Here is a 25,198-nt window from a genome sequence, read left to right as displayed (position 1 = left end):
ATATGTATTTTGGATAATATGTATTTGATGATTTTGTTGAATAGTTTGTGCTGGATAATATGCAGCAAGTCATATAATCATCAAAGAATATAATCGCAGAATAAATATAATCGTAAGATATCATTAGTAATTGTAATTGTTAGGTTTCTAAGAGTTAGGAATTATTGTGCCTTTGCTTGAGCTAAAAGATGTGTCTTTTAAGTATGTGAATCGGAATAAAGATGATTCTTTAGACTCTTCAGAGGCACAAGATTCCACTTTTGCACTAAAAGATGTAAGTCTTAGCGTAGAATCTGGCGAATTTGTGGGAATTATTGGTCCTTCTGGCTCTGGAAAAACAACTCTTGCTTCGCTTTTTTCTGGCGCGATTCCGCATCATTATTCTGGCGAACTTTTAGGAAGCGTTAAGATTGCGGGTCAAGACACTAACAATCTTGCTTTAACTAACATTGCTTGCTTGGTTGGATCTGTTATTCAAGATATTGATGCGCAAATGGTTGCCGCAAATGTTGAAGATGAGATTCTTTTTGGCTTAGAAAATTTTGGCGTTGCGCATAGCGAAATACCAAGTCGAATAGATGAAGCTTTGCAAATTGTTGGCATTAGTGATTTGCGTAACCGTGATTTAGACACTTTGTCTGGAGGTCAAAAGCAGAAGGTTGCAATTGCTGCTATTCTTGCGCTAAAGCCTAAAGTTATGGTGTTAGATGAGCCGACGTGCGCTTTAGATCCTGTTTCTTCTAAAATGATTTTTTCGATTCTTAAAGATTTGAATAAGAATTTTGGAATAACGGTTGTTGTAATTGAGCAAAAAGTTGCGCTTTTAAGCGAGTATTGCAAGCGTTTAGTTGTGCTTTCTAATGGCATTTTGTCGCTTGATTTGCCTGTTAGCCAAGCGTTGAAAAATATGGATTTGCTTTATTCTATTGGAATAAATTATCCGCGTACTACGCATTTGGTTAATGATTTACAGCGTGAGAATATTTGCTCTAAAAGCGATTTGCCTGTGTCTGTAGAAGATACAGTAAATACTATTGTTAATACGATTAATAGTGAAAAATCTTTGACTTCACATGTTGATTCACATAGTGAATTTGATAATCGTGAATGCGATTCAAATAAATCGGCGCTTGCTTGCGACTTTTCACACGAATCGCAAGTCTCTACACAATCTTACGCACAAAATAAATCGAAAAACGATTCACCATGTCTTTCGCTTAAAAACGTCAGTTTTTTGTATCAAAGTGGCGTTAGTGCGCTAAAAAACGTGTCTTTTGAAGCTTACGCTGGAGAGCTCGTAACTCTTGTTGGTAGAAATGGTGCTGGCAAAACAACTATTACCAAAATTATTAATGGTTTATTAAAACCAACAGAAGGCAACGTAACAATTGATGGCGTTGACACTAAGTCTCTTCGTATTAGTCAAATAGCAAAATATGTATCTACCTTATTTCAAAATCCTGACCGACAATTATGCAAAGAAACGGTACTTGAAGAAGTTACTTTAAGCTGTATTTTGATTGGTCAGAATGAGGACGAAGCTAAAGCTCACGCAATGGAAATTATTGATGAGTTGGAGCTGGATTCTGAAGCTAGCCCGTTTATGCTCTCTCGTGGCCAGCGTCAAATGGTTGCTTTAGCTGCAACAGTTGTAACAAATCCTAAGATTCTTCTTCTTGACGAGCCAACTTGCGGTCTTGATTACAAGGAATGCATGAGAATTATGCAAGTTGTAGAGCGTTTAAGAAAAAACGGTTGTTGCGTGATTATGGTTTGTCACGATATGGAAGTTGTGCTTGATTATGCAACTCGACTTATAACAATTAATGATGGAAAGCTTATTATTGATGGTTCAGCGTACGATGTGTTTGAAAAACCGGAAGTGTGCTCTGCTGCAGCATTGTATCCACCATTATTGTGTTCCGTTTCTCAAGGCTTGGTTGCGCATGGATTTAATAAGTGCAATGGCTTGTATGTGCGCGAAGAATTAGTAGAAGCGTTGCGCGGCGAAAAAATCACAAAACAGACTGTACAGAATCAGCAGAATTAACAGAAGCAATAGCAAATAAAAGTAGCAAATAAAAGTAGAAGTAAAGGCGTCTGATATTTATGAAAACGAGATTATTAACTTACCAGCCAGGTAACACTTTTCTTCATCGCACTAATCCTATTGCAAAACTAATTCTTGCTACGAGTGTTGTAATAAGCGTGTTTATTGCTAAACAGTATTCCGCGCTTATTGCGCTTGCAGCTATTATTTTTATTGGCATGGCTTTTACTCGTGTTGTTAAAACATTATCTGGTCTTATTAAAGCTATGCTAATAATTTCTTGCGTAATGTTTTTGCTGCAGACTGTTATTGCTCAAAGTGGCAACTATATTTTCTTGTGGTTCACATTGCACGGCATTGATATTGGTGCAAAAGCTGCTTTGAGATTGTTCTGCTTTGCTTTTCCTCTTGTTACCGTACTAACAGTAACTAAATTAAACGATCTTGCAAATGCTGTAGTGCAATATTTGCATGTGCCATACTGCTACGCTTTTACTATTACAACGGCAGTGCGTTTCGTGCCAATTTTTGCTTACGAAATGTCTCAAATCACAGAAGCTCAAATGGCTCGTGGTGTTGAGTATGATACTAAAAATCCGTTTAAAAAATTAAAACTCATGATGCCTCTTATTGTGCCTCTTTTGGTTTCTTCAGTGCGTAAAGCAGATAGTTCTGCGCTAGCAGCGGAAGAGCGCGGTTTTTATTTGCGCACACGCAAGTCTTCGTATTACAAATACCCATTCGGATGGCGTGGATTCTTGGCTTTAGTTATTTCTGCACTTATTATTGCTTTACCAATATGCACTTCAATCTTTTTGCCAAATTTAGTATAAAATATTTGTGTAAATCATAAATAAATAAATAAATAAATCATAAATAATTTATGAGGCTTTTGATGAAAAGTGTAAAAATTTGGCTTAAGGGTGCAAGAATTTACACGCTTCCAATAGGCTTAGTTCCTGTTGTTATGGCGTTTGCGGTTTCATTTAGAATGATACGATTTTCGTATTTTGAAGAACCAGTTATGCATCTAGAGCAATGTTTTATACAATTTTTCTTGTGCTGCATGGTTGCTGCGTTTATACAAATCGCCGTCAATTATGCCAATGATTATTGTGATGGATTAAATGGCTTGGATGAGAATCGTAGTTTGCGTGCTTTAAGTAGCAATAATTCAAAACCTTTGTGCGATGTATCTTGGCGCCTTGCAAATGCTGGAATTTCCGCGAAATCTGTGCTTAAAGCCGTAATAATTTCTGCTTTTATTTCTTGTATTTTTGGTTTGATTATTGTTTTGCGAACTGGAATATATTGGTTTATTTTACTTGGAATTGCGTGCTTAGCTGCAGCATGGTTTTATGCAGGAGGTAAACATCCTTACGGTTATAAAGGTTGGGGAGAAGTAAGTGCGTTTGTATTTTTCGGTCCTGTTCCTTTTATTGGTTCGTTATGCGCAATTACATACGGAATTGGTATTCCAGAAACTAGCATATTTATCAATAACAGGCAAAGGATTTTGGCGTGTGTGCTAATATCTTGCATTCCTGGTGCTTATTCGGCTTGCTTAATGATGGTAAACAATCTTCGAGATATTAAAAGCGATAAAGAGCATGGAAAAATAACTGCTATGGTTAGAATTGGTGAGCGCAATGGTAGGCGTTTATGTGCTGCTATGAGCATTGTTTCTGCTGTTCTTTTGATTGCATATTCTATTTTGATTATTGTGTTACCTTCTGCAGTGCCGTCAATATGGCGATTTTATAGTGTTGAAGTTTTCCTCAGTTTTAGTGCGATTGTATGCAATGCTTCATGGCATTTATTTTTTGCTGCTTTTCAGTGGCTTTTATTGTTAGTCATTGTGATTAAAGCCTATAGGTTTACTAAATGTGTGCTTATAGGTGATTATAAGAATGCTTTTCCTATGTGCGTTGCTCAGGCAATACTTGGTGCGCTGGCTGTATTATTATCTGCGATTATATAAAATAAGCAAAATAGTGCTAACTGTATGTGTTTGTTCGCGCGTCTTGCAATTCTTATGATATTATTAATTGACACGAACATGGTGCGCGTGCGGTATTTTAATGACTTGCAAATTGTGTTATGATGCGCAATTTTCGCTAGTGTTTGTGAGTGTGCCGTTGCGTGAACGCCATGTTAAAGATGCATGGCGATGTTTCCTTGTGAATGTGTGGCAATGAAGTGAGGTTTTGAATATGCCAGGTATGGATGAAAATGAAGGGATAGAGCCGGCAATGCCTGAGGTACTTACTGATGATGAGCTGCGCAAAGCTGCAGATGATGAAGCTGTTCAGCGAGAAGCTAAAGAAAAGAAAGCCAATCATATTCGTACTGTAGTAGTTGCAGAAGATGAATCAGTTAATCGCATGGATTTAGTTGCAATGCTTGAAGATAACGGATATCAAGTTATAGGTCAGGCTGCTAACGGTCAAGAAGCTATTGAGTTGACTCGTGAAAATCATCCAGATGTTGTGTGTATGGATGTTAAGATGCCTGTTATGGATGGCATTACTGCCGCTGCAACAATCTGTGATGAGAATATTGCTCCTGTAGTAATGCTCACTGCTTTTTCACAGTCAGATTTAGTAAAACAAGCAACTGGTGCTGGAGCGATGGCGTACGTTACTAAGCCATATGAAGAATCTAAACTTCTTCCTGCTTTGGAAGTTGCTATGGGTCGCTTTAGCGAGATCAACGATTTATTAGATAGTGTTGAGCGTGCAGAAAACAAGTTACACGATGCTGAAGATCAGTTGAAGAAAACAGAAGAAAAGTTGAAGAAAGCTGAAGATACTTTAGAAGAACGTAAGCTTGTAGATCGTGCTAAGGGTCTTCTTATGGATAAGGCTGGATTCTCTGAACAGGGTGCTTTCCGCTGGATTCAAAAAACTTCTATGGATCAGCGTATCCCTAAGAAGCGTCTTGCAATGGCTATTATTGCAAAGTATAGCGATGATAAAGTAGAATCTTCATCTGAAAATTAGTAGGGTTATATTTATTCATTTTTATATAAGTGCATAGTTATTTATTAGTAATTACGGAACGCAGGTGAGTAGTCAACAGTGAATACCGACATCGTTGAAGAACATTCTTCGGAACTTAAGAATGAGAAAGGAACGTTGTTGGTTGTTGATGGCCATTCTCTTGCGTTCCGTGCTTTTTTTGCAATATCTGCGGATAATTTTTCTACTCGCTCTGGGCAAGCAACAAATTCCATTTGGGGATTTATTACTATGCTTTCACAGGTTGTAAAAAAAGAGAAGCCTGACCGCTTAGCTATTGCTTTTGACGTTAAAGGTGGAACTTTTAGAAATACTATGCTGCCTCAATATAAAGGTACTCGTGATGCTGCTCCACAGGAGCTTCTTTCGCAGCTTCCTATCATTCAACAGATGCTTAAAGCTCTTGGTGTCACTTATATTGAGAAACCCGGTTATGAAGGTGATGATGTTATTGGCACTCTTGCAGTAATGGGTTCGAATGCCGGTTATAGAACTTTAGTACTTTCTGGCGATCGTGATGCATTCCAACTGATAGATGACAATATTACTGTTTTATATCCAGGACAGCATTTTAAAGACTTAAAAGAAATGGATAAGAATGCTGTTTATGAAAAATATCATGTTACGCCTAAGCAATATCCTGATTTAGCAGCGTTAAGAGGAGAAACTGCAGATAATATTCCAGGAGTTCCAGGTGTTGGAGATGGGTACGCTGCTAAATGGATTAATCAATTCGGCAGCCTAGAAAATATTATTGAACATTCGAATGAGATTAGCGGTAAAAAGGGAGAAGCTTTAAGAGAAAATATTGATCAAGTTCGTTTAAACCGTAAAGTTAATGCTTTAGTTTGCGATTTGGATTTAGGCGTAACTGTAGATGATTTGTGCTTTGGTGATGTTGATGCTGCAAAATTAGGAATCTTGCTGTCTCAACTTGAATTTGGCGAATTAAAAAAGAGAAAGATTCTCAAAACTTTTAGCAACGGTATGCAACAATCTATCGAAAATAATATGCGTATAATGTTTTCGTCTACGTATGAAGGTGACGCTAATGACGATAAGCTAGCTCAAAGTGCTCAATCAAATATTGACGCAGAAAATTTTCAAGAAATGCTAGCAGGCATTGACTTACATCATGTTAAAACTGTAGAGGACTTTATTGATTGGGAGAATTCAGTTTCTTCTTTGCTTTATACAAAAATAAAGAAAGATTCAAAAAATACTGAAGATACTTTCGATCAAGTAAGTTCTGAGGAAGAGAATTTTGAAGAATTAAATTCCGAAAAAATTATAAATAATTCTCGTAAATGTGCTGAACCTATACTGAAAAATCAAGAAGTAGTGATATACGCTCATGAGTGCAATAAGAATTCAAAACATCATTTTGAGTTGATTGCAGATTGTTTAATAATTCTTATTGCTAATAAAGCTGCAATATTATATACGACTGATTTGCAATCGTCAGATCAAGCTTTGCTTGAGATGTTGCGAAAGTTCTTGCAAAAAAATTCCTCAATAACAGTATTGCATGACTATAAAAAGCATTTGGGATTGCTAAAATCGCTAAAATTATTCGATTCGAATAATTCATTTGGCACTCCACTTCTTGATACTCGATTGGCATCATATTTATTGGAGCCAGATTTTCGAGCTGAGACTTTAGAAAATATGGCTGAGCATTATTTAGATATTCAGTCAGTTGAAGATAATTTGGGTGAAAATGAAGCTAAGCAAGGTGAGCTTGATCTTCTTATTGACAATGAAGTGTCATCTAGTGAAGAAGAAACTAATGAAAAGCAAACTCAAGCACGTGAAGCAAAATTCTTGAAAACTGCGCTTCTTATTCGTCTTTTGGCTCTTCATTTTGCTTCAACACTTGACGATAGGAAACAAACTGGTTTGATGACTGATTTGGAAATGCCTATTTCGCGAGTTTTGCGTGGCATGGAAGACGTCGGTGCTGCAGTTGATATGCAACGTTTAAGTAGTATGCTTAAGCAATTTTCTGCAGATGCTGAGTTTGCGCAAAATATGGCTTGGAAAGTTGCAGGTAGTTCTGTTAATTTACAAAGCCCTAAGCAGTTGCAACAAATACTTTTTGAGCATTTTGGTCTTAAACCTACTCGTCGCACAAAGAATGGCTCGTACACGACTAATGCCGAAGCTTTGCAAGCTATGTACGTTAAACTCGATCCCGAAGAGCCTGCAAGTCAATTCTTGGGTGCTTTACTTAAACATCGCGAAACTAATAAATTGAAACAGATTGTGCAAAGTTTAATTGATGCAGCTCATTATGACGATAGGCGCATCCATACAACTTTTGAGCAGACTATTGCAGCAACTGGACGTTTAAGTTCTGCTGATCCTAATCTTCAAAATATTCCTAATAGGAATGCTGCTGGTCGTGAAATTCGTGCTGCTTTTATTCCAGGAGAAGAATTTGAATATTTAATGAGTTGTGATTATTCACAAGTTGAGCTTCGTATTATGGCCCATGCATCTCATGATAAAACTCTTATTGAAGCATTCCGTTCCGGCGTAGATTTTCATAAATATGTTGCTAGCTTAGTTTATAAGATTCCTGTTGAACAAGTAAGTCCGGATCAACGTTCTCACGTAAAAGCTATGAGCTATGGATTGGCATATGGATTGAGTACTTATGGGTTGGCAAAACAACTTTCTATTAGTCCGGCTGAAGCTGAAATGTTGAAGAATAAGTATTTTGATACTTTTGGCAATGTTCATGACTATTTGGAATCTCTTGTGTCGAAGGCAAAAGAACTTGGGTACACAGAAACTATGTTTGGTCGACGTAGGTATTTCCCGCAACTTTCTTCCAATAATCGTGCATCTCGTGAAGCTGCTGAGCGCGGAGCTCTTAATGCTCCAATACAAGGTACTGCCGCAGATATTATGAAACTTGCTATGCTTCGTGTTGATTTGGGATTGCGTGAAGCAAAAGTGCGCAGCCGCGTAATATTGCAAATACATGATGAATTGATTCTGGAAATTTCACATGGTGAGCAAGCGCAGGTAGAAAATATTGTGCGTAAAGCTATGGAAAATGCTGTGCATTTAGATGTTCCTCTTAATGTTTCTACTGGAGTTGGTGTAGATTGGCAACTAGCAGCGCATTAGCACTGCTTAAAGGTAGAAGAAATGATTAGATTAAGCAAAGTAATTGAAGCTATAGAAACATTGTACCCATTAAGCTTTGCTGAAGAGTGGGATGAGCCTGGTCTTATTGTTGGAGACTTGAATTCCCAAATTCAGCGAATCGTATGTGTTAGTGATCCTACGATTAGCGCAGTTGATCGAGCGTTATCAATGGGTGCAAACCTATTAGTGACTCATCATCCGCTATTTTTCAAAGCTGTGCATGGAGTTTCAAACGAAACTGTTCGTGGCGAAATTGTGCAGCGCTTAATTAGTAATAATTGTGCGCTATGGGTTGGTCACACTAATGCAGATGTCGCGTGGCGCGGAGTTGCTCATGCTGCGGCAGAGTATTTTGGTCTTCATAATTTGCGTCCAATTGTTGTTTCTAAACAGATTGATTCTGCTGGACGTAACATTGGCTTAGGCAGAATTGGTGTTTTGGATGTGCCAATATCATTGCGTGATTTTGCGCAAAATGTTTTTAACGTTCTTCCTCATACAAAAGTTGGTGTTCAAGTTGCTGGAAATCTTGATGCGAAAGTTAGTACAGTAGCTGTTTTGCCTGGTTCTGGGGAAAGCTTGTTAGATGAAGTTCGCAAGGAAAAAGTTGACGTATATGTTACAAGCGATTTGCGTCATCATCCTGCACTTGATGCAATTGAGCGAGCTAAATATGAATCGAAACTGCGTCTTTCTTCTGGTGAAGATTACATTCAACACACATATCCTATGATTATTAACACTTCTCATAGTGCTATTGAATCATTGTGGTTTACTTATGCGATTAATGATATTGCTGATTGCATAGAAGAAATGTATGGAGAGCGTCCAGAAGTTGCTTGGTTAGGTGAAGCTTGCGATCCATGGAATTACGTTATTAATTGAGGCTTTCATTTAAATTCAATCTTTTTTTAAATAACGTCAACATGACGTGAAAACTACTCGAATATATGAGATACTTATATTATGCATATACGACCAGGTTCCATGTATCCGCTTGGCGCAAACTATGATGGCGCTGGCGTGAATTTTGCGCTGTTTTCCGAAGTTGCAAAGCGCGTTGAATTATGTTTATTTGATGAGCATGATAACGAAACACGTATTGATATGACTGAGCAGAACTCATACGTGTGGCATAACTATGTTTCAGGCATACAGCCTGGTCAGCGTTATGGTTATCGTGTTCACGGACCTTATGATCCTTCTCATGGTTTATGGTGTAATCCTCATAAGTTGTTGCTTGACCCATATGCCAAGGCGATTGAAGGAAATATAGACGGTGATGAGAGTCTTTTCTCGTATTGGTTTGATAATCCAGATGATATTTCAGCAATGAATACTTTAGATTCTGCGGATCATACGATGAAGGCTGCAGTTATTAATCCGTATTTTGATTGGGGTAATGATCAGCACCCTATGATTCCGTATCATGATTCCGTTATTTACGAAGCTCATGTTCGTGGAATGACTAATCTTGATAAACGTGTTCCTCCAGATATTAGAGGCACTTATGCTGGACTTGCACATCCAAGCGTTATTTCTTATTTAAGGAAGCTTGGTGTTACTGCAATAGAATTGATGCCTATTCATCAGTTTGTAAACGATTCTTTCTTGCAAAATAAAGGATTAAGTAACTACTGGGGATACAACACTATTGGTTTCTTCGCTCCTCAAAATTCTTACTCCAGTTCTGGTCAGCGCGGAGAGCAAGTTAACGAATTTAAATCAATGGTTAAGGCATATCATGCTGCAGGTATGGAAGTTATTCTAGACGTGGTTTACAATCACACTGCTGAAGGCAATGATCGTGGTCCTACTTTGAGTTTCCGTGGTATTGATAATCGCGCATATTATCGCCTTGTAGATAATGACCAGCGTCATTATTTTGATACTACCGGTACTGGTAATTCCTTACTTATGCGTTCTCCAAAAGCATTGCGGTTAATCACAGATAGTTTGCGTTATTGGGTAACTGAAATGCATGTTGATGGCTTCCGTTTCGATTTAGCAGCAACTCTTGCGCGTCAGTTCCAAGAAGTAGATAAACTTTCTGCATTCTTTGACATTATTGAGCAGGATCCTATTATTTCAAGTGTAAAACTTATCGCTGAGCCTTGGGATATTGGTGTTGGTGGATATCAAGTTGGTGGATTCCCTCCAAGTTGGTCCGAATGGAATGGAAGATATCGCGATTGTGTCCGCGACTTTTGGCGTTCACAACCATCTACATTACCTGAATTTGCCAGTAGACTTATGGGTAGCTCAGATTTATATGAGCAAAATGGACGAAAGCCTGTAGCCTCCGTGAACTTTATTACAGCTCACGATGGCTTCACTATGAACGATTTAGTTAGCTATAACGAAAAGCATAATGAAGCTAATAAGGAAGGCAATTGCGATGGTGCGAACGACAATCGTTCGTGGAATTGCGGTGTTGAAGGACCTACTAATATTCACGATGTTAATGAATTGCGTGAACGTCAAATACGTAATTTGTTCTCAACTCTTTTGATGAGCCAGGGTATTCCTATGATATGCGCTGGTGATGAAGTCATGCGTACGCAGAAGGGCAATAACAATGCTTATTGTCAAGATAACGCTATTTCGTGGATAAGCTGGGATTATAACGAAACTCAACGAGATATGTTCGATTTCGTTTCCAAGCTTATTCACTTGCGATTAAAGCACCCTGTGTTGCATCGTCGTCGTTTCTTTACGGGTCGTTCTGCTGGAGATGATGTAAGCGATATTCCACAAGTTGAATGGCTTGATCATAACGGTACTGTTATGGATATGGAGGACTGGTCAAATACTCATGCTTTATCTGTGATGATTTATTTGAATGGTTCGGATATTCCAGAAACTGACTGGTATGGAACAAGAATGGTTGATAATGACTTTATTCTTATTTTTAATGCGCATTATGAACCTATTACTTTTACTTTGCCAGATAAACGTTATGGTGAGAAGTGGAAGTTGATTGTGGACACATATAATCCAAAGGGTCCAGAATTGTTATATGAGGCAGGATTTAATATTGTTGCACAATCTCGTAGTTTCTTGCTTCTTATGAGTGAGCATAAACCAGAACATTAAATATTATGCTTTATTTGTAAAGAATTTCGTGACTTGTAAAAACTAAAAGCAGCGCAGAAATTTAAGTTTCTACGCTGCTTTTGTTAGTTTAATTTATCTTTTTGTTCTTATTCTATTTGTGCTTTTGAGCTTCTATTTAATACTAAAGCTTGATTTATTTTTGATTGAATACGATCGCTTTGCATAGCCGCAACTTGTCGTGAAAATACAATAATCCATCCAAGAAATAGCAGACACGATAATGCTTCAACATTTGTAAGAGTATTATTTCCATGTATCCACTGATTTCCTGCCCACGCAGTAAGAATAACCGCTAAATCGGAAGCAATATAGAATGTGCGAGAAAGCTTAGGCGCAAGCCATGGAAGACATACAAGCATTGTGCAAATTAATCCTGTTACTCCTCGAGCACACAAATCATGTAAGAAAGGATGTGGTGTGTATCTAAAAGTTCCTATTCCAATAAACGATATTCCTCCAAGAATCAGCAAAGCTGCCATAACAGTTGTGCGCATCTTGAAGTGTTTAATTAGTTTTTGGCTATTGTGTTGCAGCATTTCATGCTGCGTTGCAACGAATTCAGTAATAGCAAAGTAGCTCGTTATGATAATGCAAATTCCTGACAAAACAAGTGTTGCATTAAACATACTAGCTGCAAATGTTGTGCGGTCTCCAAGTTGAGAGAAATTATTGTTATACCAGTACGGATCATCTGTCGTAAGACCTGCAGTTGCAGCTCCAGAAATAACGAATAATGGCAGGAGAGAAGCCACTGTTTTAGCTTCGAGAAGTTCAGCCTGAATAAGAGTTGCGTATCCAACAATTCCAGATAATGCTGAGCATAATACTGGTAAATAACTGTTCATTGCTGCTCTGCCAATAATACTATTAATAATAGATAGCAAAGCAAAAGACATAAGAAACATTGTCGCGCCGTAAATCGTAGAAAGTGCTGTTATTTCAAACGCATGCTTAGCTACTCGAATTAAGTGATGGCTGATAACTTTTTTATTTGTACGCAAGTATCCAACAATAAAAGCGCCTACGCTGCACAAAGACACAATAGTTGAAGCTGTAAGGAATAGTCGCTGACTAATTTGCCAAAACGCTGGCATTGTTACCATATACATTCTCATAATAATCATTCCACAAGCTGCGCAAACTATGAATGATATTAAGCCCATTGCCTCTGTTCGCTGGAAGCGTCCCATACTTAGCCCCTTTTTCTTCAAACTAATTCTATTGTATCGTTTGGTAGCTAGTAATGAGTTTTGCTAGTTGAATTTTGTAATGAAGAAAAAATTTTCATAATACGTGTGTCGTAATTTGCATTTGTCTGCAAAGTGCGCTATTGTAATTGATTGTGCTTGGAACTGGTAATCAGTTCAAAAGTCTCGGGGTGTAGCGCAGTTTGGTAGCGCGCCTGCTTTGGGAGCAGGATGTCGCAGGTTCGAATCCTGTCACCCCGACTTTTTATATCTAATGAAATATGCGTATTTTTGCTTTTTTATTCTTATTTAGCAGTACATGTTAATCGATAGTATTCATAGTATGAGTGATATTAACGATATTGCAGATTGCACTACTCCTTGGAAAGCACCGTATGCTAATCATCAATTAAAAGCTTATATTGAGGTTCCTGGCAGTAAATCTTTGTCGAATCGTTATTTAATTTTGGCAGCTTTGGGCACAAAATCAGTAGTTTTACAAGGATTATTGCGCTCGCGCGACACGGATCTTATGATTAACGCTTTATCTACATTTGGCGTTAGATGTGAGTCATTAAATGAAGATGGAACTAAGCTTCGTGTAATTCCTCCAGAAGACGGAGTTTTTAGGGTTTCAGATAATGCTGAAGTGTATTGCGGTTTAGCTGGAACTGTAATGCGTTTCGTTGCAGCATTAGCTTTATTTGCAAATAAAGCTGTGCGATTTGATGGCGATAAGCAAGCTTATGCTCGTCCTATGAAGCCAGTTCTTGACGGTTTAGAGCAGCTTGGTGCTCGCGTAAAATATCACGAAGAAGAAGGGTTTTTACCTTTTACTATTACGCCACCTTCAGTCGAATTTAAAATAAATAATTTTTCTGAAAAAATCGTGCAAATTGATTCTTCTTCATCATCACAATTTATTTCTGCGCTGCTTCTGATTGGTTCACGTATTCCTGGTGGATTAGAGCTTAAACATATTGGTGACACATTGCCAAGTATGCCACATATTCGCATGACTATGGACGATATTTGCAAAGCGGGTGGGTCTGTAAATATGACTAGCAACGCAATGTGGCATGTTAAAGAGAGTAAAATAAATCTAGCTAACGTTGTTACTATAGAGCCTGATCTTTCTAATGCTGCGCCATTTTTAGGAGCATCATTGATTGCTGGAGGAAGTGTCAGTATGCCTAATTGGCCGTTTTCTTCAACTCAACCTGGAGGATTGCTTCCTGGAATATTAGAAAAAATGTGTGCAAAAGTTAATTTTGAAAAAACAGGTGATGATGCTGGAATAATGCATGTGGAAAGCGATAGTGCGATTAAAGCAATTCCATATCTTGATTTGAGTGCAGCAGGGGAGATTGCTCCTAGTATTGCAGCTATTCTTGCTTTTGCGGACGGTCCAAGTGAACTTCATGGTATCGCGCATTTGAGAGGGCATGAAACGAATCGTTTGCAAGCGTTAGTTAATGAATTGAATCGAGTTGGGATTGGCGCTAAAGAGCTCGAAGATGGAATTCGTATTGAGCCAAGTAACCATATGCATGGGGAAGTAATGGAAACTTATGCGGATCACAGAATGGCAACTTTTGCTGCAATGCTTGGATTGCGCATAGAAAATATAAGAATCAAAAATATTTCTACTACTCGCAAAACGATTCCTGATTTTCCAGGAATGTGGCATAAAATGCTTGAATAATAAATAATCCCGAGCCTTTTTGACCCGGGATTATTTATATCTATTTATTTGTTTGTTCTACGCAGTTAAGCGCAAACAATTTAGTGCTTGAACTTGTTGCCGTAGCTATCTTCGCCAGCTTCAGCAATAGCTGCAGCCTTGCGTGCGATAGCCAACTCTTCGTTCGTTGGAATTACAGCAATAATCACAGAGCTGTCTGGAGTGGAAATAACGCGTGGCTCCTTAGAACGAACCAAATTCTTTTCCTTATCGAGCTTAACGCCGAATGGCTCAAGCTTTTCGCATACGCGAGCGCGCACGATTTCGTCGTTTTCGCCAACACCAGCTGTGAAGGTAATGACGTCAACGCCGCCCATTTGAGCAGTGTAGTTGCCAATGTATCCAACAATGCGGTGCACGTATACGCCGAGAGCGAGCTTAGCGTTTTCATCGCCTTCTGCGATGAGCTTGTGAATATCACGCAAATCGCCGTGACCAGTCATGCCCATCATGCCGGAACGCTTGTTGAAGAGAGTGTCAAGTTCGTCCACGTTCATGTGAGCGTTGCGAATAAGGTGGAACACTACAGCTGGGTCAATATCGCCAGTGCGACCGCCCATCATTAAGCCTTCGAGTGGAGTTAAGCCCATAGAAGTTTCAACTGGCTTACCAGAAATCTGAGCAGAAGCAGAAGCACCGTTACCAATGTGCAAAACAATCTGCTTCAAACCTTCTGCAGGCTTACCTACAACGCTTGGAACAACAGAGCCAATGTATTCGTGAGAAGTGCCGTGAGCACCATAACGACGAATATGATAGCGGTCTGCAATTTCCTTATTCAAAGCATAAGTTGCTGCAACCTGTGGCAAAGCATGGAAGAAGGAAGAATCGAATACCATAATCTGCGGAACATCTGGCAAAAGTTCAGTCATGACTTCAGCGCCAACAGCTTCTGGGCCGTTGTGAAGTGGAGCCAAAACTGCCAAATCCTTAACCTTATTGATTGTCTTTTCATTGACTAATGCAGGCTTAGGGAATGTTAAGCCACCCTGAACAACGCGGTGACCGACAGCAACAATGCCAGACTCTGAAAGCTTTGGACCATATTCTTCGAAGAATCCAAGTACGCGCTTCAAGCCCTGCTCGTGGTCGTGAACTGGCTCATCGAACTCATGCTTTTCGCTATTGAATACGTGCTTGTAGTGTCCGTCAACTGGCTCGCTAATCTTCTCAACGATGCCGGAAGCGATACCTTCACCGCTTTCCAAGTCAACGAGTTGATACTTAATCGAACTGGAACCAGAATTGATAACAAGAACGGTTTTTGCCATGTGGGCATCCTCCATAAGTATTGATAAGGCTTATAAATTGCCACGCTCTAGTTTAGCGTTAAGTTCCTACAAACTTAAAGATATTGAGTGCAATGCAATACCTAAAAATCGTGTATGCACTGTGGTGCTGTTTTAGGAGCTTTATTATGTTTATTCTGATTGTGCTTCTAACGCGGTTAAAGCAACGGTATTAATAATATCTTGTACTAAAGCTCCTCTAGACAAATCATTTACAGGCTTATTTAATCCTTGCAAAATTGGACCAACAGCCAGTGCTCCGCTAGAGCGTTGCACGGCTTTATAAGCGATATTTCCTGCGCATAAATCAGGGAATACAAATACATTCACATGACCAGCAATACTATTATTTTTTGCTTTTGCTGCAGCAACTGTAGGAGACCATGCTGCATCAAACTGTATAGATCCAACAATTGCTAAATCAGGTGCTTTTTCTTTCGCAATGCGTGTTGCTTCCTCTACAGTATCAACATCTGGCCCTTTTCCTGAACCAAGCGTTGAATAGGATAGCATTCCAACTTTAGGGTTGAGTCCGAAAGTCTCAGCAGTGTGTGCAGACTGAATAGCAATATCAGCAAGCTGTTCTGCACTAGGATTTGGGTTGATTGCACAATCTGCAAATACAGATACGTGATCTTTGAAGCACATAAGAAATGCTCCAGAAACCAGCTTAGAACCAGGCTTAGTTTTGATAACTTGAAGAGCAGGACGTACAGTGTTAGCGGTTGAATTAACTGAACCAGAAACAAGACCGTCTGCTTGACCTAGTACTACTAGCATGGTGCCGAAGTAGCTTGCATCTGTTAATTGTTCACGCGCTTGCTTTTCTGTCATTCCTTTCTTTGCTCTTAATTCGCAAAGTTTTGTAATCATATGGCTTAGCATTGCCTCATCGTGCATAGATTGGAAACTAGCCTTGCAAAGAGAATTGAGATTTAGTTCTTCTGCTCGAGCAAGAATAGATTCGCGTTCTCCAATGATAATTAGATTTACAATATCACGTTCTAGCAAGTAGTTTGCTGCTTTAAGAATACGATCTTCTTCTCCTTCTGGAAGAACTATAGTTTTCTTATTTTCTTTTGCTTTTCCTAATAAACTGTATTGGAAAGCATAAGGTGTAGTTGGAACTTTAAATGGTTGGTGAAGAGCATTAAGAACATCATTTTCTCGAACGCAATTTACGAATGTTTCTAATGAAGAATTCTTAGTTTCTTCATCTATTGGTGGCAAAACCCATAATGGAGTTTGGCTTACTCGAGATGCTTCGTCGTTTGAGTTTGCATAATTCCTAGAGCTATAGTCACGCATTAACTCAGCTCCAAGTTCTGGATCGCAGTTTGTAACAAATACTCCTAAAACTTGTGTGCATGATTTAAGAACGCAAGCATTTGCAGAATCTATAGTTTGTAAAATTTGTTGCGAGTTTCTGCCTTGAGCTGAAACTGTGAGAAAAACAGGTGATGCCAAGTCAGCTGCAACAGTTGCGTCGAAAGAAAATAGTTCTGGATCATATGCTGGGTTTGCGTCACTAGAAACAATAATAGAAGCTTGAGCAGAGGTGGATTGCAATAATTCGTTATAGCGCGCAACGATATCTCCTCGCACTGTGTCTTTATTTGTTCTAACTATTTCTGGAGTTGTTGCAATAACTTGCTCTAATTTCGTTGAAGTATTTGCGATACCCAAAAGTTGTTTAGTAAAAGTGTCATTTGGTTGAGCGCATGGACGAAAAACAGTAGTGCTGTAGTTATTAGACAGAATATGTGTTATTCCGAATGCAACAGCATTTCTGCCGTACATATCTTCGTTGCCGATAATTGTTACATTAATACGCGACACGATGCGTTCTCCTTTGATACTTCGTGTTACTGCTAGGTTTATATTGTTAATGTAAGTTTTGCATTTTGCAATATAAACAAACTTTTTCTATTGTACGGCTTATCTATGTTGTACACGCACAAAATAGTAATTATAAATGTAATTTATTTTGCATATAACTAGTTTTATTGCATTGTTTGTTTTTAATAGATGAAGCTTTTTTGTTTTAATACACAAAACGGGAGCCAACCTTTTGATTGACTCCCGAAATGTTTTAGCTAACCAGTTTTAGCTTTATCAGCTTAAAACTACTCGTTATCGCCTGCGGTTGCAGCGGTAGCGGTGACAGCACCTGGCTTGTCGGTCTTAACGCCTGGCCATACCCAATCGGTGTAGTCTGGGTGATCAAGACCCTTGTCGACTGCATACTGGAAGGCTTCGAGACGGAAGTCCTCGAGCTCCTTGATTTCGTCGGCATACTTAGCTGCGTCAACCATGCGCAATGCTTCAGCGGTAAGCTCGTAACGATCCATGTCATTCACGCGAACCATATCGTATGGCGTTGTGGTGGAGCCCTGCTCCTTGTAGCCATGAACGTTGAAGTTGTCGTGGTTTGGACGATCGTAAATCAAGCCGCGAACGTCATGTGCATAGGAGTGATAAGCGAAGAGGACTGGCTTGTCAGCAGTGAAGAGCTCAGTGAACTCTTCGTCAGTCAAAGCTTCGTTGTTTTCCTTAGCGGACTGCAACTTGAGCAAGTCAACAACGTTAACAACCTTGAACTTAACGCCAAGCTTGTTCAACTTGTCGGCAGCTGCCATCAATTCCTGCTGTGGAACATCGCCAACACCAGCGAGAACAACCTGAACTTCGTCATTGTTCTTAGCATTGGAAGCCCACTTCCACTCTGCAGCACCCTTCTCGAGCTCTTCGCGAGCTTCGTCGAGAGTCAACCAAGTGGCGGCTGGCTGCTTACCAGCGAAGATTGCGTTAATCATGTTGGTGGACTTGTAAGCCTTTTCAGCAACAGCGAGCAACATGTTGGAATCTACTGGGAAGTAGATGCCGATTACATGATCGTTGTTGAAGGTCTTGTTCAAGAGCACGGAGGTTACGCCTGGATCCTGGTGCGAGAAGCCGTTGTGATCCTGACGCCATACGTGAGAGGATACCAACAAGTTCACGGAGGAGATTGGCTTACGCCATGGAATCTCGCGAACGGTAGCCTCAAGCCACTTTGCGTGCTGGTTCAACATGGAGTCGATAACGTGTACGAAGGACTCGTAAGAGCTCCAGATGCCGTGACGGCCGGTGAGCAAGTAACCCTCGAGGAAGCCTTCCATCTGGTGCTCGGAAAGCTGCTCGGTGACCTGGCCGGTAACAGCCATGTGCTCATCGACTAAGCCGGAGAGATAGCCAGCATCCCACTGCTTGTTGGTTACTTCGTAAGCAGCCTGCAAACGGTTGGAAGCGGTCTCATCTGGGCCGAAGATACGGAAGGAATCTGGGTTGTTCTTGATGATGTCACGAGTGTAAACACCAAGGCGACGGGTAGCTTCGAGCTGACCCCAGCCGTGACCGAATTCCTTAACTTCCTTGACTTCGTAATCATCGAGTTTTGGAAGCTTCAAATCTTCACGAATACGACCACCGTTGGCGTTTGGATTTTCGCCAATACGGAGTTCGCCCTTTGGCATGAAGGAAAGAACGTCTTCCTTCACAGCGCCCTTTTCATCGAAGAGCTCTTCAGGCTTGTAGGACTTCATCCAGTTCTTCAAAACCTCGAAGTGAGCTTCGGTATCGCGAGCAGATGCCAGTGGCACCTGGTGTGCACGCCAAGAACCTTCGGTCTTCTTGCCATCGATGAACTTCGGGCAAGTCCAACCCTTTGGAGTGCGGAAGATAATCATTGGGTAGTAAGGACGAGTTACATCGTTAGTTTGAGCCTCAGCCTTAATATCGCAAATTTCATCGAAGATAGTTTCGAACATGTCAGCGAAGCGACGGTGGATGGACATATGATCCTCATCGTCGAAGCCAGCAACGAACTCGTATGGTTCGTAACCCATGCCATGGAAGAACTCATGAAGCTCTTCATCGGAAATACGGGAAAGAATTGTTGGGTTAGCGATCTTATAGCCATTCAAGTGCAAGATTGGAAGCACGATACCATCGGTACGTGGGTTCACAAGCTTGTTGGACTGCCAACCGGTAGCCAAAGGACCGGTCTCAGCTTCACCATCGCCAACGATTGCTGGAACGAACAAGCTTGGGTTGTTCATAACAGCGCCGTAAGCGTGGGAGAGTGCATAACCAAGCTCGCCACCTTCGTGGATGGAGCCTGGGGTTTCAGGAGCGAAGTGAGAAGGAATACCGCCCGGGTAAGAGAACTGGCGGAAGAACTTCTGCAAACCAGCTTCGTCCTTTGTAATCTTTGGATAGTACTCAGTGTAAGTACCGTCGAGGTAAGACTGAGCAGTACCAGCTGGGCCGCCGTGACCCGGACCCATGATAATCACGGTGTTCTGCTGGTGATCAGCGATAAAACGATTGATGTGGCCGATAAGGAAGTTAAGACCTGGAGTGGTGCCCCAGTGGCCCACCAGACGATGCTTAACGTCTTCGCGAGTGAACGGCTCCTTCATTAGAGGGTTGCTGCGAAGATAAATTTGGCCAATTGCAAGATAGTTGGCAACGCGCCAGTACTTGTCTACGCCTTCGATAGCTGCCTCGGAAACTGGAGCGTTGAGCTTCTTCCAAGGTGTGCCAATAACAGGACTCGTCATGTGTACTCCTGTACTCAAGCACTTTTCAGTGCAATTTGATCATTACCATTTGGTTATAGAGACTGGAAAACAAATGTATTACAGCTCTTTTTCCATCCGTTTCAGTATAGTGCCAACGTCTGACTTTTGTTCGTTTGGTTACTTCTTCGTGCATTTGTGTTGAAAAAATGTGTGATTATGTGCGTAAAAAATGAGCCATTTGTATAGATTATGTTATATTTAATGTTCATTTTATACTTTATAGTTAAGCGTTTCGCACAAAAATCTGCCAACGTTATTTGCAGTGTTAGACTGTACGTGTAACTTTTGTGTTTAATTTTCGGCGTTTTGTAATTACGTAACGTCGCAAAGTTTCACTATTATAAGTTGAATCGTGTTAGAACATGTATATAAGGAGAATCATGGCAAAAGGACCAGTGCTTGTCGTTGATTTTGGCGCTCAATATGCTCAGCTTATTGCTCGTCGAGTGCGCGAAGCAAATGTGTATTCAGAACTTGTTCCTCACTCTATGCCAGTTGACGAGATGCTTGCTAAGGATCCTCAAGCTATTATTCTTTCAGGCGGTCCTGCTTCTGTTTATGAACCAGGTGCTCCTGACATTGATCCAAAGATTTTTGAAGCAGGTGTACCGGTTCTTGGTATTTGCTATGGCTTCCAGGTAATGGCTCATGAGCTTGGTGGCGATGTCGATAAAGCTGCACTTGGTGAGTATGGCAAGACTGCTGCAACTATTGATGATTCTGAAGGTTTACTTTCCGGATCTCCATCTGCGCAGAATACTTGGATGAGTCACGGTGTTGCTGTTAAGCGTGCTCCAGAAGGTTTTACGGTCTTGGCTCACACAGAAGGTGCTCCAGTTGCAGCAATGCAAGACGAAAGTCGCAAACTTTACGGTGTGCAATGGCATCCAGAAGTTAAACACACTCCATTGGGTCAGGAACTTATATCTACATTCTTACATAAGTGTGCAGGACTGAATAATAATTGGAATCCTTCTAACATTATTGAGGATCAAGTTGCTAAGATTCGCGCAGAAGTTGGGAATGCACAAGTTATTTGTGGTCTTTCTGGTGGCGTAGATTCTGCTGTTGCTGCAGCATTGGTGCATAAAGCAATTGGCAATCAGCTTACTTGCGTTTTTGTTGACCACGGTTTGCTTCGTAAAGGCGAAGTTGAGCAGGTTAAGCATGATTTTGTTGAAGCAACAGGCATTAAACTTATTGCAGTTGATGCAGAAGATGACTTTTTGAACGCACTTAAAGGCGTGAGTGAGCCGGAGCGCAAGCGCAAGATTATTGGCGAAAAGTTTATACGCACTTTTGAAAAAGCTCAGCGTCAAGTTATTGAAGAAGCTGGTAAAACTGGAGCTGAAGTTAAGTTCCTTGTGCAAGGCACACTTTACCCGGATGTAGTTGAGTCCGGTGGTGGTGATGGTGCTGCAAATATCAAATCTCATCACAATGTTGGAGGTTTGCCAAAAGATTTGAAGTTTAAGCTTATTGAACCTTTGCGTACTTTGTTTAAGGATGAAGTTCGTGCTATTGGAACTGAGCTTGGACTTCCAGATGAAATTGTTTGGCGTCAGCCATTCCCGGGTCCTGGTTTAGGTATTCGTATTGTGGGTGAGATTACACGCGAACGCTTAGCTGTTCTTCGTGAAGCAGATGCTATTGCGCGCGAAGAGCTCTCTAAAGCTGGATTGGATCGCGACATTTGGCAATGCCCAGTCGTTTTGCTTGCTGATGTTCATTCTGTTGGTGTTCAAGGTGATGAGCGCACATATGGTTCTCCAATTGTTTTGCGTCCTGTGAGCTCTGAGGATGCCATGACAGCTGATTGGTCTCGTGTGCCTTACGATGTATTGGCAAATATTTCTACTCGAATCACGAATGAATGCCGTCAAATTAATCGTGTAGTGCTTGATGTAACGTCTAAGCCGCCTGCCACGATTGAGTGGGAGTGACAGTTTTTGATGAGAATTATTGACCGAAATATAAACATATGTTTATGCGGTAAAACATATGTTTATTTTCATTAAAAACTGTAATAATTACTGATTTTTATAAAGCACTTCGTGAAAATGGAGTGCTTTTTTCTGTATATTGGTGTGTCGAATTTTCTAAAAACAGGTAAATTTTCGAATTTTATCGATATTTAATGAATATTTTAGTTATAAATAGTGTTATTTTAATTGTTTATAATGTTTAAACGATATAATGAATCTGACATGAAACAACAGTATGAGCTGTAACAGTAGTTGTTGGCTGGGTATAAAAACTACTGCTCGTAGTAGCTCTTACTACTTTGCTTCATTGCGGAACCGTGAATTTTGTATGTGTAGTTTTACTGTGCTACGAAACTAATCGTGTATTTCGAATAGTTTCGCCTACGGTATCGTTTGCGAAGTTTGTAAGATATTTTTGCCGCCAATAATTGCGTAAGCCGCTCAAACTATATCGATTAATATGGTAAGGAGAGTTACGTGGACGGAATTCTGTCAGTACTGCTCGATATTTTCAGACAGCCATCTGTTATAGTTGCGCTTATTTCTTTTATTGGGCTTGCAGTGCAAAGAAAGAAATTCTCGGATATTTTGCAAGGATCAATCCGTACTCTTGTTGGTTTTCTTGTTTTAGCAGCTGGTTCTGGAGTTATTACTGAAGCGTTGAACCCCTTTGGCAAAATGTTTCAATACGCATTTCATGTGCAAGGCGTAGTGCCGAATAATGAAGCAATTATTGGAACTGTTTTATTGAAGTATGGCTCTGAATCTGCGCTTATTTTCTTCTTTGGAATGATTGTTAATATTATTCTTTCTATTACTTCTCGTTTTAAATTTATCTATTTAACGGGTCACGTAGCTTTCTATATGGCAAGTATGCTTGCAGTTATATTTAATGTTGCAGGATTTAGCATGTGGGAAGTTCTTTTATGGGGTTCAATTGCTCAAGGATTGTTTACGACAATTTCTCCAGCACTGGTGCAGCCGTTTATGAAGAAAGCTTCAGGCAAAGATGATGTTGCTTTAGGACATCCTGCTGGTACTGGTGTTGCTTTAGGTGCGTTAATTGCAAAGCTTACTGCTTCAAAAAAGCGTCCTTCTAAGTCAACTGAGGATATTAAATTCCCAGCAGCATTGGGATTCTTGCGTGATACAACAGTTCTTATCACGCTTTCTATGGCTGTTATTTATATAGTAGTGGCACTTTTTGCTGGATCTTCGTATGTCGAAACACATTTATCTAATAGTCAAAACTTCATTGTTTTCGTTATGTTGAAGGCTGCAACTTTTGCTGCAGGTGTTTATATTATTCTTGCAGGCGTGCAGATTGTTCTTGACGAAATTGTTCCAGCTTTTAAGGGAATATCGGAAAAGCTTGTTAAAAATGCGCGTCCTGCTTTAGATGCACCAATGACTTTTGGCTTTGCTCCTAATGCTGTTCTTATTGGTTTCTTAGCTAGTTTCTTTGGCGGTTTGCTTGGAATGACGCTTATGGCGATTTTGGGAACGACAATTATTATTCCTGGAATTGTTGCGCATTTCATGGCTGGTGGTGCTGCAGGAGTATTCGGTAATGGTCAAGGTGGAATACGTGGTTGCTTGACTGCATCATTTATTAATGGTCTTTTTATTACTTTCCTTCCGTTGTTCCTTTTGCCAGTGCTTGGCGATTTGGGAAGCGCAAATTCTACATATTCTGATGCGGATTATGGTGTATTTGGTGTAATACTTGGTTACGCAAATATTGTCGGTGGTCGTACTGTTTTAATTTCTGTAATACTTATTGCACTAATATTGTTCTATTCTGTTTCGATATTGATGAATAAACGCGATTCTAATAATTTTGAAAAGGTTGAAGAAATAAAATAAGTAAAGAAAATAAAAATACAATTAAATAATTGTATATACATATAAAAATTAAAAATTTTTTTACTCATTTTCTTATTTATTTGTACATTTTATTGTATGACTGGTAGGATAACAGAGTTATTAGTTTTGCATGAGCCGTTGTTACTATGCTGTGTTTTACACAAACTAGTATCAACGGCTTTTTCATATTAGCGTTTAGCTAGGGGAGAGTGATAATGGTCGAAGGTGTGCCTAAATACATTGCTGTGCGAGATAATCTACGCGCTCGCATTGATTCTATGGAAGCGAACGAACAATTACCTCCTGAAATTGAATTGTGCAAACAATACAATGTGAGCCGTATTACTTTGAGGCATGCAGTCGATAACCTTATTACTGAAGGATTACTTGTTCGTGAGCAGGGTAGAGGAACATTTCGAGCTTCTTCAATTATTCCTAGTTATAGTCAAGAAGTAATTTCTGATCGTGCGCAAGGATTTTACGAGCAGACTTATTCTAATGATGCAAAAATTAGAATAAAAGTTATTGAAAACGATGTTATTCATGATGAAGATGCTGCTGCTCGTTTAGGCCTTGATCCAGTAGATGAATTGATATGTTTGAAACGCTTGCGTTATGTTGACGATGTTTTATCGCGTTATAGTGTGCTCTATTTGCCTGCTTCTCGTTTTCCTAAAATTTTGACGCATGATTTTGTTATCTGATTTTTTGCTTAAAGCGTACGCTGTTCAACTTGTAGAAAATGAAGTGTCTGTGCATATAGAAAATCTATGTGACAGGCTTGCAGCAGTACTTAACCTTGAAGTTGGAACTCCTGCAATTACAGCTTATTCTACTGTAAAAGATAAGTTTGGTACGATTATTGCTTTTGGTGCATCTGTTTATGCGCCAAATTCTGGTGAGATTCGTTTCCACCTGCATTCAAATGCTGCTTAATTAAACTTTAGGGCTAACTAAGAATGTCTTAGCTAGCCCATTTTTGTGTTAAAAAACAATAAAACCTTGCTGGTTTTCCAGCAAGGTTTTTTCGTGTCCGGAGCGGGAGTTGAACCCGCACGCCTGTAACAAATAGGCACTAGCACCTCAAGCTAGCGCGTCTACCATTCCGCCACCCGGACAGGTGTTTTAGACAACAGATAAGACTATAACATCTTTT

14 protein-coding genes, 2 tRNA genes and 1 pseudogene are annotated in these 25,198 nt (G+C 39.9%); 12 read left to right on the top strand and 5 right to left on the bottom strand.

All coding sequences use genetic code 11. The features are described 5' to 3' along the window. Positions 1 to 166: 166 nt before the first annotated feature. From HXT48_RS04040 to glgX, 7 genes are all read left to right on the top strand, one after another. Positions 167 to 2,050: an ABC transporter ATP-binding protein gene (locus HXT48_RS04040; protein WP_103013977.1), complete on the top strand. Its 1,884-nt coding sequence runs from the start codon at positions 167 to 169 to the stop codon at positions 2,048 to 2,050. 59 nt (positions 2,051 to 2,109) lie between these two features. Further along, complete coding sequence (locus HXT48_RS04035; RefSeq protein ID WP_116431772.1) at positions 2,110 to 2,883, top strand: energy-coupling factor transporter transmembrane component T family protein; 774 nt, start codon at positions 2,110 to 2,112, stop codon at positions 2,881 to 2,883. A 62-nt stretch (positions 2,884 to 2,945) separates the two neighbouring features. After that, on the top strand, positions 2,946 to 4,031 hold the full coding sequence (menA, locus tag HXT48_RS04030; RefSeq protein WP_012914061.1) for a 1,4-dihydroxy-2-naphthoate octaprenyltransferase: 1,086 nt from the start codon (positions 2,946 to 2,948) through the stop codon (positions 4,029 to 4,031). 232 nt (positions 4,032 to 4,263) lie between these two features. Continuing rightward, positions 4,264 to 5,052, top strand: coding sequence for an ANTAR domain-containing response regulator (locus tag HXT48_RS04025; protein ID WP_049762317.1), 789 nt, complete (start codon positions 4,264 to 4,266; stop codon positions 5,050 to 5,052). A 78-nt stretch (positions 5,053 to 5,130) separates the two neighbouring features. Then, positions 5,131 to 8,208 carry a DNA polymerase I gene (gene polA / locus HXT48_RS04020; protein ID WP_421792986.1) on the top strand — a complete coding sequence of 1,026 codons (3,078 nt, stop codon included), beginning with the start codon at positions 5,131 to 5,133 and terminating at the stop codon, positions 8,206 to 8,208. Between the two features lie 21 nt (positions 8,209 to 8,229). Beyond that, positions 8,230 to 9,114 carry a Nif3-like dinuclear metal center hexameric protein gene (locus HXT48_RS04015; protein ID WP_004106979.1) on the top strand — a complete coding sequence of 295 codons (885 nt, stop codon included), beginning with the start codon at positions 8,230 to 8,232 and terminating at the stop codon, positions 9,112 to 9,114. Positions 9,115 to 9,195: 81 nt separating this feature from the next. Next, positions 9,196 to 11,325: a glycogen debranching protein GlgX gene (glgX, locus tag HXT48_RS04010; RefSeq protein ID WP_012914065.1), complete on the top strand. Its 2,130-nt coding sequence runs from the start codon at positions 9,196 to 9,198 to the stop codon at positions 11,323 to 11,325. 107 nt (positions 11,326 to 11,432) lie between these two features. Here the strand turns inward: glgX and HXT48_RS04005 are convergent, their stop codons facing one another. After that, the gene (locus HXT48_RS04005) at positions 11,433 to 12,536 is read right to left on the bottom strand and encodes an ABC transporter permease (protein WP_102155257.1); all 1,104 of its coding nucleotides are present in this window, start codon (positions 12,534 to 12,536) and stop codon (positions 11,433 to 11,435) included. Between the two features lie 184 nt (positions 12,537 to 12,720). Here HXT48_RS04005 and HXT48_RS04000 point away from each other — a divergent pair. After that, positions 12,721 to 12,794 (top strand) — tRNA-Pro (locus HXT48_RS04000). 82 nt (positions 12,795 to 12,876) lie between these two features. Beyond that, entirely contained in the window at positions 12,877 to 14,238 is a 1,362-nt protein-coding gene (gene aroA, locus HXT48_RS03995) for a 3-phosphoshikimate 1-carboxyvinyltransferase (RefSeq protein ID WP_102155255.1), read from the top strand. Between the two features lie 80 nt (positions 14,239 to 14,318). Here the strand turns inward: aroA and HXT48_RS03990 are convergent, their stop codons facing one another. From HXT48_RS03990 to HXT48_RS03980, 3 genes are all read right to left on the bottom strand, one after another. Next, entirely contained in the window at positions 14,319 to 15,548 is a 1,230-nt protein-coding gene (locus HXT48_RS03990; RefSeq protein ID WP_174182806.1) for an acetate/propionate family kinase, read from the bottom strand. Between the two features lie 150 nt (positions 15,549 to 15,698). Further along, entirely contained in the window at positions 15,699 to 17,405 is a 1,707-nt protein-coding gene (gene pta, locus HXT48_RS03985) for a phosphate acetyltransferase (RefSeq protein WP_064621522.1), read from the bottom strand. A gap of 287 nt (positions 17,406 to 17,692) precedes the next feature. Next, positions 17,693 to 20,170 carry a phosphoketolase gene (locus HXT48_RS03980; RefSeq protein ID WP_041160490.1) on the bottom strand — a complete coding sequence of 826 codons (2,478 nt, stop codon included), beginning with the start codon at positions 20,168 to 20,170 and terminating at the stop codon, positions 17,693 to 17,695. Positions 20,171 to 20,571: 401 nt separating this feature from the next. On the opposite strand from HXT48_RS03980, the gene guaA reads away from it, so the two are divergent. The 3 genes and pseudogenes from guaA (at position 20,572) to HXT48_RS03965 (ending at position 24,978) form a co-directional block, all read left to right on the top strand. Further along, entirely contained in the window at positions 20,572 to 22,134 is a 1,563-nt protein-coding gene (gene guaA, locus HXT48_RS03975) for a glutamine-hydrolyzing GMP synthase (protein WP_004111344.1), read from the top strand. Positions 22,135 to 22,653: 519 nt separating this feature from the next. Then, entirely contained in the window at positions 22,654 to 24,042 is a 1,389-nt protein-coding gene (locus HXT48_RS03970; protein ID WP_421792985.1) for a PTS ascorbate transporter subunit IIC, read from the top strand. 215 nt (positions 24,043 to 24,257) lie between these two features. Continuing rightward, positions 24,258 to 24,978: pseudogene (locus HXT48_RS03965) on the top strand (GntR family transcriptional regulator). Between the two features lie 94 nt (positions 24,979 to 25,072). On the opposite strand, the gene HXT48_RS03960 reads toward HXT48_RS03965, so the two are convergent. Further along, a tRNA-Leu gene (locus tag HXT48_RS03960) sits at positions 25,073 to 25,160 on the bottom strand. Positions 25,161 to 25,198: the final 38 nt, after the last annotated feature.

The sequence above is a fragment of the Gardnerella sp. KA00127 genome, assembly GCF_049244125.1.
GTDB classification, from domain to species: Bacteria; Actinomycetota; Actinomycetes; order Actinomycetales; family Bifidobacteriaceae; genus Bifidobacterium; species Bifidobacterium swidsinskii.
Note: the sequence above shows the minus strand (reverse complement) of the source record. Positions and strands in the feature narration are given on the sequence as shown.